The following is a 13,491-nucleotide window of genomic DNA, read 5'->3' on the forward strand; positions in this document are numbered from 1 at the left end:
CACGACCATGTCCACTGGCAACACGCCGAACACGACTAAAACCGTGAAGATTCCTGGCCCCGATCATCCCATCACGATCGAACCGAACCCGTCGCGGGTCGTGGTCACGGTCGCGGGCCGGATCATCGCCGACACGCGCGCTGCATTGACGCTGCGTGAAGCGAAATACCCGCCCGTGTTCTATATCCCGAGAAAGGATGTCGATATGACGCAATTGCAACGCACTGCACATTCGACTTATTGCCCGTATAAAGGCGATGCTTCGTACTTCTCGATCCCGGCGGGCGGCGAACGCAGCGTCAACGCAATCTGGACGTATGAGTCGCCGTATCCTGCTGTCGAGCCAATTCGCGAGTACCTCGCGTTTTATACCGACCGCGTCGATTCGATCGAAGAGCGCGGTTGAGGCTCAATGCCCCAGACCACTGCTCGCAATCTGCTTCTCCACGTACTGCGCGAAGAGCGCATGCAGATGCGTCGTCGGATGAAGCTCGTCGGCGAACATATACGTCTGATCGGCATTAGCGGTCACGTAGGTAGCTGGCGAGCAAAGCAGGGCCGTGGCGTGAGGCGTCTTGTTCGGGTCGCACGCCACGCCCGTATTCGACACGGCAAAACCATTGGCCTGGAAGTTCGCGATGATCTGGTTCAACCAGGTGTAGGCATCGACCTGAATGACCTTGCTTTGCAGACCCGCCGTTTGTATGGCGGAGTTCAAGGTACTGTTGAAAAGCTGCGATAACTGGCTCAGGTTCGCGCCGCCATCCGACGCAGCGATACCTTCCGGCGATAGCCCGATGTTCGGCAGATTGACCACCACGACATGCGTGGCGCCGTTCTGGATGATCTGGCCAACCAGTTGGGCAAGCGTGTTAGCGGCCGTCTCAACGGTGGGCGCCGCGGCGGGCAGCGCCCCGGCGCGTAGCACATCGTTCGCACCGGCCCATACGAGTATCAGTTGATTGGCATTGAAGGTTTTGTGCGTGGCCAGATAGCTGGAGATCTGCTGATTGACGGGCATCTCGACATTGCCGATTACGTCTGTCAGGAAGTCGTTCTGGTTGGCCGGCGTCGCCACCGTGGAGCCACCTTCCGCGTAACCAAGGCCGCTTTGCGCGCTCAGTTCATGCGCGAGGTCGATCGTGTACGCCGCGCTCAGCGTGTCGCCGTAGTACTGCGCGACATCTTGGGTCCAGACCTGTCCCGGGTTGGTCGTGAAGCGCCCTCCACCCACTACGCTGGCAATCGGCGCATAGGTGCCAACGTCCGAAAGGCTGTCGCCGAACGAGACGATTTGCAGATTGACGCCACCTGCTGAAGTCGACGTGCTGCCACTTCCTGAACTGCCTCCGTTTCCACCGCATGCCGTCAGCACTGTGACTGCAATGAAAAAAATGACAGTGCGCACCTTGTAATTTAGTGCTCGCATGGCGGCTCCTTTCTGATCAAGTGAAGCGCAGCATGCATGTCAGTGGTTGATCTGACGCGCGGCGCTTCTATTTCTCCCTAGCGTGAAGCAAAAAATGTGCACCATAAAAGCACGCCAGATGCGAAACCTTCTGCCAACACTTTCATTACGCCCACACCTCATTTAGAAACCTAAAAGAAATCGATAAGAACCCTATAGAAAGGACGATTTCATCATCGTGAATGCGGCGATGCGTCGCGACGCAAAAAACCTCGATCGACACCGAAATAGCGGCTCTTCAATCCCTTCTTCTCCCGTTTGACGCGGAGATCCCGCTGCTAGCGTGAGTACATCCCGTGCCGCGCCTTGCGTGCACATCGCCCTGGTTTCCGGCGCATTACTCACACCTTTCGACTTCATTCGATGCCCAACGCGCTGAATTTCTCGGGCGGCCCCGGCGCCCTGCCCGACTCCGTCCTCGCCCAAACCCGCGATGCCATCGTCGCGCTACCGGAAACCGGTTTGTCCGTGCTCGGCATGAGCCACCGTTCAGCGTGGTTTCAATCGATCCTCGACGAAGCCGAACAGAACCTGCGTCATCTGCTTGGCCTTTCCAGCGACTACGCCGTGACGTTCCTGCAAGGCGGCAGCAGCCTGCAGTTCGCAATGATTCCGATGAACTTTGCCGCAGCGGGCGTGGCGCCGCCCGAGTACATCACCTCGGGGTACTGGAGCAATCGTGCGACGAGTGAAGCCGCAAAAGTTGTCGCCGCACGAAAGATCGCGTGGGACGGCAAGTCAGGCGGCTACCGGCAACTGCCTGCGCTCGACAGTCTCGACATTGCGCGTGATGCTGCGTATCTGCATTACGTGTCGAACGAAACCGTCGAAGGGCGTCAATTTCCGGCGATCGACCGCGCGCTTCCCGTTCCGCTCATTGCCGACATGTCGTCGGACTTCCTGTCGAAGCCGCTCGACACGACGCCCTACGCAATGCTCTACGCGCACGCACAAAAGAACCTTGGTCCAGCGGGCGTTACCGTTGCCGTCATCCGCCGCGATCTGCTCGAACGCATTCCCGATGGCCTGCCTGCCATTCTCGATTTCCGCACACATGTCACGCACGGCTCGAACTACAACACACCACCCGTGTTCGCGATCTACGTGCTTGCGCTCGTCACGCGCTGGATGCGCGCCGACATCGGCGGCCTCGCTGCGATGCAACGGATCAACGAACAGAAAGCGCGCCAACTCTACGCCACGCTCGACGAACTCGGCGGCGCGATTCATATCCACGCCCGGCAACAGTGGCGTTCGCAGATGAACGTTGCCTTCAGCTTCGGCGACGCACGTCTCGACGATGCGTTCATCGAATCGGCGCGTGAACGCGGGATCGTCGGTCTTGAAGGTCATCGTTCGATCGGCGGTTTGCGTGCGTCGTTGTACAACGCGGTCACGCCCGAAGCCGTCGATTCGCTCTGTGAAGCATTGCGAGCGTTCTCGCTAGAGCGCGTTTGAGGAGCGTCGACGATGGACACGCTTGCACACTCACTGACACAGGCAATCGAGGCCGATCCGCTCAATCGCGCGCTGCATGCCGAACTGGCCGATGCAATGGGCGTAGCGGGCGACGAGACGGCGATGATGGCGCATCGCATTGCCGTGGCGACCTTCGATGAAATTGTCGGGGCATCGAGAGACCCCGCGCTCGAAGCGCTGCCGCTCTACAACGTCGCGACTGTGTTTTACATGATTGGCCGCTACGAAGAGGCGTGCCGGTGGTATCGGCACGCGTTGAACGTGTATCCCGATCTGGCGATTGCGCATCAGAATCTCGCAGCCACGCTGGAGCAGTTGGGGCGTACCGACGAAGCCCGCGTTTATCGCTCGCGTGCCTACAGCCTTCAGCGCGTCTTCATCGAGCCTGTGCCGAAACCGCAACGCACGTTGCTGATTCTGTGCTCCGGCACAGCGCCAGGCAACATTCCGTACGACACGCTGCTCTCGTCGAACAGGGCCACACTCGTCAAGTACGCGATCGATTACGCGTCTGTCGAAGAAGATGCGCAGCTGCCGCCCTATGACCTCGTCTTCAACGCGATCGGCGAACCGGATGTCGCGTTGCCGATGATGTCGCGTATCGCGCAACTGACGCAACGGTGTGGCCGTCCGGTTTTGAATGCGCCGGAAAGCATTGCGAGCACGCCGCGGCATCGCATGGCGCAACTGCTCGGCGCACTCGACGATATCGTCGTGCCGCCGTGCATGCGTCTTGAAGTTGCGCCACGCGACACCGCCGAGTTAATGGCGCTGCTCGCCGCGCAAGGCATGACGTTCCCCGTGCTGATGCGACCGCTCGCCACGCACGGCGGCGAAGGTCTCATCTTGCACACGGAACCCGAGTCCTTACTCGCATCCATCCAGCAACTCGACGCACCGTGTTATGTCACGCAGTACCGGGATTTTCGCAGCGCTGACGGGTACTATCGCAAGTATCGGATCGTATTCGTCGATCGCGAGCCGTTCGCGTATCACCTCGCGATCTCGTCGCACTGGCTGGTGCACTACGTGAGCGCAGACATGCCCGCATGGCCGTGGAAGCTCGAAGAAGAAAAGCGCTTTCTTGAAGATGCGCGCAGCGCACTGGGCGAACGTGCAATGAATGCGATCGTCGCGATCGGGCAACGTCTGGGACTCGACTACGGCGGAATCGATTTCACCTTGCTGCCGGATGGCCGCGTGCTCGTGTTCGAAGCGAACGCCACCATGCTCGTGCATAAGGAATCCGCTGATGGCGTGCTGGCTCACAAAAACGCGTTCGTGCAGCGTATCGTCGATGCGTTCGAGCAGATGCAGATTGGAAGGATGTCTGCTGGCGGCGGCATAGCGAGTGGCGAGGCGTCCGCCACACGCACCCTTTAACCTGCTGTCCAATCTAGTCACGTTTCCAGTCGGCCGCTGGATACGCCGGAATACCAAGCGAGATTCCCGCCGCATTGAATCGCTCAGTCAGTTGGTCGCGGATCAAGTCAGCAGAATCGCCAATGGTCAGCGACGACTTCGAACCGTCCCAAGAGTGACTCCAGTCGATCATCTGGTTCATGCGCGGAATCAGCGGCAGTGGGCCGATCGTCTTTGCAGGCGGGTTGAGCACGAACGGCAGGACCTTGCCCTTTTTGCAGGTAAGCTGCGCATTGGGCGTGATGTCATCGGTCGCCTTGGCGATGACATAGTGCGTCGAAAGAATCTGGAATATCTCACGCACATAAATAGCATCGGATTTCTTGTCGACACCGCCAACCAGATTCTCGCGCGGATCATTAAGCAACACAAAGCTCACCCGCGCTCGCATGGCGCCCTGAATCCAGGCGGCGGTCTTCTCGATCGGCCACACTTCCTTGCGCTCCGGGCCAGCGACATCGACTTTCGCGCGCACCGAACTCGACAGCGTCTGCTTCTGCTCCTGTTCGCTTAGCGTGCGTTTGCCCGCGATCCGATACAGGATCACCGGCTTGTTTGCCTGGCGCAGCAGGATTGCCGTGTTGTACGCCATGATCGCAATTTCAAGCATGCGGTCTGCGCTGATCGCTGTGGTTTCGACGACGCTGTTTCTCTGCTGGTAGTGGGTAGCCGGCTTGTGAAAGCCCGATCCCACCTCTTTTTCGATAGCAAGGGGTCGCGTGCGCGTGGTCACACCACGCAGCCTGGCGAGTGTGTCGTCGTCGAATGTGTTGTTCTGCATGACGGCGGCCAGCAGATTTTCTCCCGTGTTCGCAGGCTGCGGGATGGCCGTCTCTTTGCGCAGGTCGCGATTCTTAGGCTTCATGTCTGTGAAGAGGAAAGGCTGACGACGTTGCCACTTCTCGCGGCACGGTTCCGAACACCACGGGTTCTGGTCCTTGCTGACAGGGACTTCTTTTGCGCAGACGACACACAACATGGCTATCTCCTCGCGAGTCGGCAGCTTTAATGCTAGGCGTTCGCGAAGAAGAAGTCGATTAAGATCGGACGAAATCGGCGGTCGTGTCTGGCATCCTCGGATCTTCAAGCGACACAATGATCGCATTGCGTCGACAAGATGAAACAAAGCGGTTCACGGCCAGCTGAATCATGACGCGAACGCTTCGCGGAATTTTGCCGTTCAGGGATGGTCCTACTGACTATCCCGAAGTATGCAGGGTAGATTTGACCATGCGATAGAAACGCCCGCGCGATGAGCAAACGGGCGACGTGAAGGAGACGCGCTGTGCCCAATCAATCAACCGGCACCCGTTGGTCATCCACCGAAGTCGCGATGGCCGACCGGACCGACGCCTGGCAGGAAGTGCTCAGCGGCAGCTATCGGGAATGGCAGGTGCCGCAGCGGCTCCCCGCCACCTTCTACGCGACGCTGAGCCGGCACGACTTTGCAGGGACAGAGCTTGTCGAGACGATCTGCGACCCCTGCGTCGGCGAACGGACCCGCAAGCAGGTCCATCGCGACGACGAGCTTTACATCGGTGTCCAGCTCACGACAGGCGGCCGCGAGCGGTTCGTCATCGGCGACAGCGGCGTGGAAGTGGCCTCTGGCGATCTCGTCGTCTGGACCACAGATCAAGTGGTGCAATTCGAAGTGATGGAGCGCCTGCACAAGGTCACGCTAATGATCCCCTGGGCGCTCATGCGCGAACGCCTTCCGGAACGCAAGCGACCGCCCTGCGGCGGGCGTATCGAAAGCCGGTCCGGTGTCGGCTCGCTGCTTGCCGTGCATCTGCTGGCCCTATCGAATGAGATCGCTACGCTCGACAGCAGCGTGCAGGGTTCGGTGAGCCGGTCGACGCTGGAATTATTGGGCATCGCCCTGTCGGGACAGCAGCAGAACGCCACATTCGATGCAAGCGCCGCGATGCTGCTCAAGGTGCAGGACTACATCCTCCAGCACATGCACGAAGATGATCTGACGCCGGCGCGTATCGCCGAGGCGAACGGCATCTCGTTGCGCTATCTTCACATGCTGTTCCAGCGGCGCGACATGACCGTATCGGGCTACGTGATGCATAGCCGGCTAACGGCGTGCATGAACGCACTCTCCGACCCGCCGTGGCATCGCTTTCAGCTCAGCGAGATTGCGTATCGGTGGGGATTCAATTCGACCAGCCATTTCTGCCGCGTGTTCAAGGAGAAATTCGGCCAGTCACCGAGCGACGCGCGGCGCGCGGCCACCGCGTCATAAATGATCGCCAGATACGCAGCGATACAGAGCGCGCGCGCGCCGGTTTTGGCCAGGCGTTAGCCCGGCCGATGTGAACCACCGTTCAGACCGAGAAGCGGCAAAGCGTTTCGCCACCATCGATCCGCACCAGATCGCCGTGTATGTAGCTCGACTCGTCCGACGCGAGAAACACGGCAAGATTTGCAATGTCTTCGACTTCTCCCCAACGTTTCAGCGGGATCACATCGGTGAAGGCCTTGTCGAAATCCTTGTCGTCGAAGAGTGCGCGCGTGAGCGAGGTCTTTGCGTAAGTCGGACAGATACCGTTCACCCGAATCCTGTCGCGACCATACTCGATGGCGAGACAGCGCGTCAGGTTCGCAGCGGCGCCCTTCGAGATGTTGTACACCGATTGTTTGGGATGACCCTGAAGACCCGCCGTCGAAACGATATTGACGATATTGCCGCCGCGCCCCTGCTTCAGAAAGACCTTGATGGCTTCCTGGCAACCGAACCACGTGCCGCGCACATTCACATCGAAGCAGGCGTCGAGATCCTCCACGCCAAATTCGTGAGCGAGTTTGCCCGCGCGATAGATGCCCGCGTTATTGACGATGACATCGAGTCCGCCATACACGCGCACTGCTTCCTGAACCATATTCGCGACTTCGGCATGATTCGTCACGTTGCAGGACACGTAGGTGGCTTCGCCTCCCGCTTCCCGGATGGCGCCGACGGTGGTGAGCTTCGCATCGCCTTCGAAGCCGCCCGCGTTCGGTTCTTCGTGAATGTCGCTGACAATGACCTTCGCACCTTCCGCCGCATATGACACGGCAATACCGCGTCCAAAACCAGAGCTTGCGCCGGTAACGATGGCGACTTTTCCTCTCAGCCTGTTCATCTGCATTCTCTCCTGTATGTACATAGAGCGAGCCAGTGGTATCTGCTGTTAGTGGTCCGTCAAGATGACGCGCTGCTCGAATGGCGCTACGACATCTCATGCAGGGAACGCTGTAAACGTCTGCACGGCAATCTTTCCGTTCTTGACGAACAGCGTATCGGTTGCCAACGGGACGAACGGTTTCGCTTCCCACGCGAGATAGGCGATTTCGCCTTCCGTGCTCTTGCTGGTGACCTTGAACGCTTCCCAGAACGCCGGCTCGGCGCCATCGAGAAATGCCTGAAAAAAGGCCCGAATTTCAGCGACGCCGCGATGCGACTTTTCAGGCGTCACGATCACGGAGCCATCGTCGTAGTCCTTCATCAGTTCATCGATACCTTTCGCGAACGCACTCAGGTGATGATCGAACACCTCGGTCGTTGCGTCGGCCTGCGCAGTGCTTGCTGTCATGTCTTGACTCCACTGTTTGAAGGCGAGGCCGCGACGGGATCGCCAGCGGCCTGGGTCATGCGGGGATGCCGGGATGCCGAAACGCTTCAGCTGATATAAGCGCGCTGGGCTTCATCCCACGTGACGACGACGATGGGTGTGCCGTCCTCCTTGATGAACTCGAGCGGACCGAGAAACGTCATATAGAACTGCGAGTCGACGGGGAAGTAAGTCTTGTCGTGGCGTGCATTCGCCGATTCATAGCCATACGCTGGCGCCACAACAGTATCGCCGCCCGCTTCTGCGCCGCCGCGAACGTCCATGCGCCCCTTGGTCAGCAGATACTCGCCGGGCCCGACATGAAAATGCGCGTTGAACGACGAACCGGCCGGACAATCGAAGATCGCCGTCCACGCGCCCATCTCGGGCGACGCGTGCAGGAACTTCCAGCGTATCCCGCCGATGGATAGCGCATCGGGAAACGGCTTCCAGGGAATATCGTCGAGTTGCACAGCCTCTTCCGCCACATGCGGCTTGACCTTCAGCGCTGTGCCAGTTGCCATTTGCATGGTTTGTCTCCTTGCGTTGTCCGGGCTGGGCGCCCGAGTGGGGTGTCGGTCTGGTTCAAGAATAGGCGGGGGGTGCCTGTTCCGGTTGCATGCGGGTGCATGGCCACTTGACCGCGAGCGCAATCAGACGGAATCGTTATCCCGCACTGCCGCAATGTGCAGTGCACAAGAAAAGACGCGTTCGGCCCACATCTTCGGGGCGGAGCCGCGCATTCGCGACGTATGCTTTAGCGCGCGGACTAGCGATCGACACGTCCAATCACGCCATCGTGTGTCGCCTGCACCGGACGCAATGGAATCACATACACGGCGATGAGCATCGCGATTGCACCGCCGAGCAGCGTCTCCCACGCGCGGGCGACAAGCACGGGAACCGAATGCTCCCCTGAGACGGCAAGCGTGATCATCAGGATGATCGAGAATGCGCCGCACGCGATGTCGTAACGATCAGGCAGTGCCATCACATACACGATCAGTGCGAGCGCGACCACAGCGCATACGATAAGAGGCGCGTGCGCGGCAAGGGGCAGGCACGCCAGCCCGAGCGGCACGCCGATGAGCGTGCCGATAATCCGTTGCTTCATGCGCGCGACCGTGCCCGCCGCCGTGACCGTCGTACCGCACACGCCGGCTGTAATCGCCCACACCGGCTCGACCAGCCCGAACGCGCTGTTCAATACGATGATGATCACCGCCGTGGCCGTCGCCTGCAGTCCCATGATGCATTCGGCTGAGAAGCGCGAATCCCGGTAGGCGGAATGCACTGGCGGCGGAGACGGTGTCGGCTTTTCGCCAGGACCGCTCAGAAGACGAGGTACGACGGAAGCGACAATCGCGATCAGCAATGCGATACCGATCTCGGGTGTGTCGACAGGCTTGAGTCCGGTGCCATAGGCAAGCAGACCGCCAATATAGAGTTGCAGGCCCACGCCCATGCCGAGCACGCCATATCGACGCAGGTAGCAGGCAAGAAACACGCTCGGCAGCAGAATCCATTCGCCGCCACTCAATCCGTATTGCTGCAGCAGTGGCAGATCCAGAAGAGGCGCTAGTACGGCAAAGAACCATGCGCCCGCCGCAGCTGCGGCGCACAGGAGCACGAGATCGCGCGTCGATTCATAGCGTGTGCCGCGTGCTTCGAACACGCTTGCCCACAACGCAAAGCCACCTGCGAGTATCGCGAGCGACGCGTGAATGGGATCGAGCGCCATCACGTCGTGCACACTGCCGAGCGCGATCGCGCCGCCGTAGGCCGTGCCGATCCGGAGTCCCTTTACACGCCGGTGCGCGCCTGGATCGACACGTTCGATCCAGGCCGCAATTCTCCCGATAGCTTCACGCACGCCACACTCCCCTGTCCCGATGCAAAGTCGAACGTTGCTACGGAGTGAAAGGGCCGTGACCTGTGGCCAGCTTCTCCGTTCGTCCAGATGGTGACGCGGCTGACTTAGCTCGAAATTACCGTGAAACGCTTTCTCACGCGGGAAAGCTGGCGTGACTCATTGCCACGGATCAGGGTTGGCGCTTGCCGCGCCCACCAGCCGGTTTGTCGGCCGGCTTGCGCGAACCCGCCGCCGGCTTGGCGGCCGGTTTGGCGCGTGGCTTTTGCACGCTGAACGGGCTGCCTTTCAAATAGCGGCTGTCGCTATCCGCGACTGCGGCACCCTGCACGGCGGGCTTGCGTTTGTTTTCACCGTTCTGCTGGCGCGGCTTGTTAGCGGGCACCGGCATCGCGCCTGATGCAGCTTGCGGCACCTTGGGTTTCTTCGGCTTTTTGGGTTTCTTGATGAGTTGACCCGTCGCGCTGGTTTCCGGCACGCGATGATCGGGCTCGAAACCCGGCTCTTCTTCACGGGACAGCGTTTGCCCGATCAGCGCTTCGATCGCGGCCAGTTGGGGCGCCTCATCGGCACATACGAGCGACACTGCCACGCCGCTTGCGCCCGCGCGGCCAGTTCGGCCGATACGATGCACATAATCTTGCGCCACGATGGGCAGATCGACGTTGATCACCAGCGGCAGATCGTCGATGTCCAGCCCGCGTGCGGCAACATCGGTGGCGACCAGCATACTGACTTCGCGCGCCTTGAAACGCTCCAGCGCACGCAGCCGGGCAGGTTGCGGCTTGTCGCCGTGGATAGTGTCGACCGCGTAGCCCGCTTCATCCAGCATGGCCGCCAGGTAATCGACGCCGTTGCGGGTTTTGACGAACACCAGCGCGTGCTGCCAGTTGTTCTCCGCGACCAGATGCATGAAAAGATCGGGCTTGTTGCGTTTATCGACGGGCACCACCCATTGCCTGATCTTGCTGGCCGTGGTGTTGGGCGGGCTGACGCTGATATTCACCGGGCTGCGCAGAATGCTTGCCGCCATCGCACGGATATCGTCAGTGAACGTGGCGGAGAACAGCAGGGTCTGGCGCTGAACGGGCAACGCAGCAAAGACGGCGTTGAGCTCGCGCGCAAAGCCCAGATCCAGCATGCGGTCGGCCTCGTCCAGCACGAGCGTTTGCACCTGATCGAACTGCACGGCGTTCTGTCGATTGAGATCCAGCAATCGGCCAGGCGTGGCAACCAGTACGTCCACGCCTTTGCGCAGCTTCATCATCTGCGGGTTGATGCTCACACCACCGTAGGCAGCCAGAAACCGCAGATCAAGGCCCTCGCCGTAAGCGACGAAGCTTTGCAGCACCTGCTCGGCCAGTTCTCGCGTCGGCACCAGCACCAGCACACGCGCACGGTTGCTCGACACCGCCGGGCCGTGCTGCACCAGCCGCTGCAGCAGCGGCAGCGCAAAACCTGCCGTTTTGCCCGTGCCCGTCTGCGCTGCCGCCATGACGTCCTTGCCACTGAGCACAGCAGGAATCGCCTTGGCCTGCACCGGCGTAGGCGCCTGGTAATTGAGGTGCTGCAGATTGCGCAGCAAGGGGTCAATCAGGCCGAGCGAGGCAAAAGACATGAGCGTATTCCGGGCTAAAACCGCAATTCTAGCGGTTGCGGCGCCGGTTGCATCGCACAGGGCGATGACCGTTGCGTGAGCTTCTCGCGACTCGCATGGCAAGCGCCCTCACTTCCGTATACCGGCGATGCCTTGCCCTATTGCGTCGCTCCCATCGAAAACCCGGCGGCCGCTTCGCGCGATTCGAACGCATAGTTGGTACGCAATATCTGTTCGAGGTGTTGGCCGTACGTCTCGCCGGCATGCGATGGACGCGGCACGGCAATGTCCAGCGGCGTTTCCAGGCCGCAGTCGAAAAAGAATGCAATCGAGTAACGGTCTCTTTCCCGATGATTCAGAACCCGATGCGGCGTCGCCTTGATCTTTCCGTCGCTCCATCCGGCCATGACCTGTCCCGTGTTCAAAACGAGCGAGCCCTCAATAGCAGGAACATCGGACCACGTTCCATCCGGGGACTGAACCTGCAAACCGCCGACATCGTCTTGCGCGACGAAGGTCAGGCATCCGTAGTCCGTGTGCGGTGCGGATCCGAACAGATTGGGTTCGGGATTGGGCAGTGCCGGATAGTGAAGCAGGCGCAAGATTGGATTCGGCCGCACGAAGTACTCGGCGAGTGCTTCGCGTGGCAGCCCCATCATGCTGGCGAAGCATGGCACGAGCTTCTGCCCGAGATCGACCATCGCGTGCCGGTAGCGTCGCGCAGCCTGTTCAAAGCCATCCACGGCGGGCCACGTTTGCGTGCCGCCCATCGCCGAATTCGACCATGTGGCGCGCAGTGACGCGTCAAGTTCGTCCAGCACAACAAATGAATCGCTGTGGTTAGGTCGCCGCGCCGATCCAAGCGTCGACGCGATCAGCACGGATGTGCTCAGCGGCAGATAGCCTCTTAGATGCATGCCGTATCGAATCGCCATTTTCTCGGCAAGAGAAAGCTGGTGAAATCGCTTCGACGCGTCGAACAGATCGCGAATGATTTCCGCAGCAACGCCGTGATTCACGAGCACGGAAAATCCAACGTTCTCGTGCGCATCCTGCAACTGTTGCGCGACTCTCTGCCATGCTCGGGGTTCTTCGCTCAAGAGCGGACTCACGTCGACAACCGGGATATTCACGATCTTTCACCTGGAAATGAGATTACTGCCACCAACGGCGGACCGCACGCTTTGAGCACGCGGACGTCATCTGATGTTTCCAGTCGAATCTAAACGCTGACAATTAGGTTTCCATTACGGTGGGCGACGCTGCATCGGCTGACCGCATCTAGCTGGCGCGGGCCTTTTTGGCGCCATGCGCAGCGGCAAGCGCTTCGAGGCCTGCCATCGCGAAACCTACGTAATCCCCGGCCAACCCAACGCTGTCTTTTCCCGCTGCGGGCAACACGGCCGTCTGTATCTGCTTCGGCGCAATCATCATCGCGATGCACGGCAAGACGATAAACATCACCGCGCGCTGCACGCCGGCATCGGTCGGCTTGAGGCCCATGGCGTCGGCGACCAGGCTCAACATGAAAGCGGCTTTTGGCCGCACTGCTTTCGTCACGAGCGCGGGAATAGCCGGTGACGGCGACAGCACTTCACGCAACATCAGCATGAAGCCCCAATGTCGTTTGCCATTCGTCGCCAGCTCGACGAGTTGCCCTAGCACCGCGCGCAGCCTGGCTTGCGGATCGCCAGCGGCTTCGGCCACCGAGGTCAGTTGCTCGAGCCCTACGATCTGCTGATGCGCCTCGACAAGCGCCGCCTCGTATAGCGCCTCCCTGCTGCCGAAGTGGTAATTGACCGACGCCATCGGCGTGCCTGCCCGCTCGGCTATTTCCTTGCTGGTGGCGTCCGCGAAGCCTCGTTCGGCGAATACCTGCCCGGCCACGTCGAGCAGATGCTGGCGCGTCGCCGCGCCATCGGATCGTGAGGCGCGCCTGGATGCGCTCGCGGAAGCATTCTTCGGGTTCGTCGGCATGATGGAAATCTCGGTGCTCAGGATTAGATTGAATTTGAATTTAAATTCACATATCATCGATTCTACTCCATCGCAGCGG

General features: G+C 60.2%; 13 protein-coding genes. 4 read left to right on the plus strand and 9 right to left on the minus strand.

Annotated features, from left to right (window positions below):
* Positions 1-7 precede the first annotated feature (7 nt).
* Positions 8-406, plus strand: coding sequence for a DUF427 domain-containing protein (locus DK391_RS14640; protein ID WP_109478688.1), 399 nt, complete (start codon positions 8-10; stop codon positions 404-406).
* A gap of 3 nt (positions 407-409) precedes the next feature.
* Here the strand turns inward: DK391_RS14640 and DK391_RS14645 are convergent, their stop codons facing one another.
* Entirely contained in the window at positions 410-1,429 is a 1,020-nt protein-coding gene (locus DK391_RS14645; protein ID WP_109478689.1) for an SGNH/GDSL hydrolase family protein, read from the minus strand.
* 402 nt (positions 1,430-1,831) lie between these two features.
* On the opposite strand from DK391_RS14645, the gene serC reads away from it, so the two are divergent.
* Complete coding sequence (gene serC / locus DK391_RS14650) at positions 1,832-2,926, plus strand: 3-phosphoserine/phosphohydroxythreonine transaminase (protein WP_109478690.1); 1,095 nt, start codon at positions 1,832-1,834, stop codon at positions 2,924-2,926.
* Between the two features lie 12 nt (positions 2,927-2,938).
* Positions 2,939-4,330: a tetratricopeptide repeat protein gene (locus DK391_RS14655; RefSeq protein ID WP_109478691.1), complete on the plus strand. Its 1,392-nt coding sequence runs from the start codon at positions 2,939-2,941 to the stop codon at positions 4,328-4,330.
* 13 nt (positions 4,331-4,343) lie between these two features.
* On the opposite strand, the gene DK391_RS14660 is transcribed toward DK391_RS14655, so the two are convergent.
* On the minus strand, positions 4,344-5,456 hold the full coding sequence (locus tag DK391_RS14660; protein ID WP_239482822.1) for a hypothetical protein: 1,113 nt from the start codon (positions 5,454-5,456) through the stop codon (positions 4,344-4,346).
* Positions 5,457-5,654: 198 nt separating this feature from the next.
* On the opposite strand from DK391_RS14660, the gene DK391_RS14665 reads away from it, so the two are divergent.
* A complete protein-coding gene (locus tag DK391_RS14665) occupies positions 5,655-6,620 on the plus strand; it encodes a helix-turn-helix domain-containing protein (protein WP_239482823.1) in 966 nt (321 codons plus the stop codon).
* An 82-nt stretch (positions 6,621-6,702) separates the two neighbouring features.
* Here the strand turns inward: DK391_RS14665 and DK391_RS14670 are convergent, their stop codons facing one another.
* The 7 genes from DK391_RS14670 to DK391_RS14700 all read right to left on the minus strand — a co-directional run bounded on the left by DK391_RS14670 (position 6,703) and on the right by DK391_RS14700 (position 13,412).
* The gene (locus DK391_RS14670; protein ID WP_109478742.1) at positions 6,703-7,500 is read right to left on the minus strand and encodes an SDR family oxidoreductase; all 798 of its coding nucleotides are present in this window, start codon (positions 7,498-7,500) and stop codon (positions 6,703-6,705) included.
* Between the two features lie 96 nt (positions 7,501-7,596).
* Complete coding sequence (locus DK391_RS14675; RefSeq protein WP_109478694.1) at positions 7,597-7,950, minus strand: nuclear transport factor 2 family protein; 354 nt, start codon at positions 7,948-7,950, stop codon at positions 7,597-7,599.
* A gap of 86 nt (positions 7,951-8,036) precedes the next feature.
* The gene (locus DK391_RS14680; RefSeq protein ID WP_239482824.1) at positions 8,037-8,498 is read right to left on the minus strand and encodes an acetylacetone-cleaving protein; all 462 of its coding nucleotides are present in this window, start codon (positions 8,496-8,498) and stop codon (positions 8,037-8,039) included.
* Positions 8,499-8,737: 239 nt separating this feature from the next.
* Positions 8,738-9,841 (minus strand): FUSC family protein, encoded by a 1,104-nt coding sequence (locus DK391_RS14685; protein ID WP_109478695.1) that lies wholly within the window; start codon positions 9,839-9,841, stop codon positions 8,738-8,740.
* A 169-nt stretch (positions 9,842-10,010) separates the two neighbouring features.
* Positions 10,011-11,456 (minus strand): DEAD/DEAH box helicase, encoded by a 1,446-nt coding sequence (locus DK391_RS14690; protein WP_109478696.1) that lies wholly within the window; start codon positions 11,454-11,456, stop codon positions 10,011-10,013.
* 137 nt (positions 11,457-11,593) lie between these two features.
* Positions 11,594-12,568 (minus strand): 2OG-Fe(II) oxygenase family protein, encoded by a 975-nt coding sequence (locus tag DK391_RS14695; RefSeq protein ID WP_109478697.1) that lies wholly within the window; start codon positions 12,566-12,568, stop codon positions 11,594-11,596.
* A 148-nt stretch (positions 12,569-12,716) separates the two neighbouring features.
* A complete protein-coding gene (locus DK391_RS14700) occupies positions 12,717-13,412 on the minus strand; it encodes a CerR family C-terminal domain-containing protein (RefSeq protein WP_239482825.1) in 696 nt (231 codons plus the stop codon).
* Positions 13,413-13,491: the final 79 nt, after the last annotated feature.

This window comes from Paraburkholderia sp. C35, from assembly GCF_003121405.1.
GTDB lineage: Bacteria > Pseudomonadota > Gammaproteobacteria > Burkholderiales > Burkholderiaceae > Paraburkholderia.

Coding starts and splice junctions, on each gene's coding strand:
- DK391_RS14640 (WP_109478688.1), top strand. CDS start 8: ATGTCCACTGGCAACACGCCGAACACGACTAAAACCGTGAAGATTCCT.
- DK391_RS14645 (WP_109478689.1), bottom strand. CDS start 1,429: ATGCGAGCACTAAATTACAAGGTGCGCACTGTCATTTTTTTCATTGCA.
- serC (WP_109478690.1), top strand. CDS start 1,832: ATGCCCAACGCGCTGAATTTCTCGGGCGGCCCCGGCGCCCTGCCCGAC.
- DK391_RS14655 (WP_109478691.1), top strand. CDS start 2,939: ATGGACACGCTTGCACACTCACTGACACAGGCAATCGAGGCCGATCCG.
- DK391_RS14670 (WP_109478742.1), bottom strand. CDS start 7,500: ATGAACAGGCTGAGAGGAAAAGTCGCCATCGTTACCGGCGCAAGCTCT.
- DK391_RS14675 (WP_109478694.1), bottom strand. CDS start 7,950: ATGACAGCAAGCACTGCGCAGGCCGACGCAACGACCGAGGTGTTCGAT.
- DK391_RS14680 (WP_239482824.1), bottom strand. CDS start 8,498: ATGCAAATGGCAACTGGCACAGCGCTGAAGGTCAAGCCGCATGTGGCG.
- DK391_RS14690 (WP_109478696.1), bottom strand. CDS start 11,456: ATGTCTTTTGCCTCGCTCGGCCTGATTGACCCCTTGCTGCGCAATCTG.
- DK391_RS14700 (WP_239482825.1), bottom strand. CDS start 13,412: ATGCCGACGAACCCGAAGAATGCTTCCGCGAGCGCATCCAGGCGCGCC.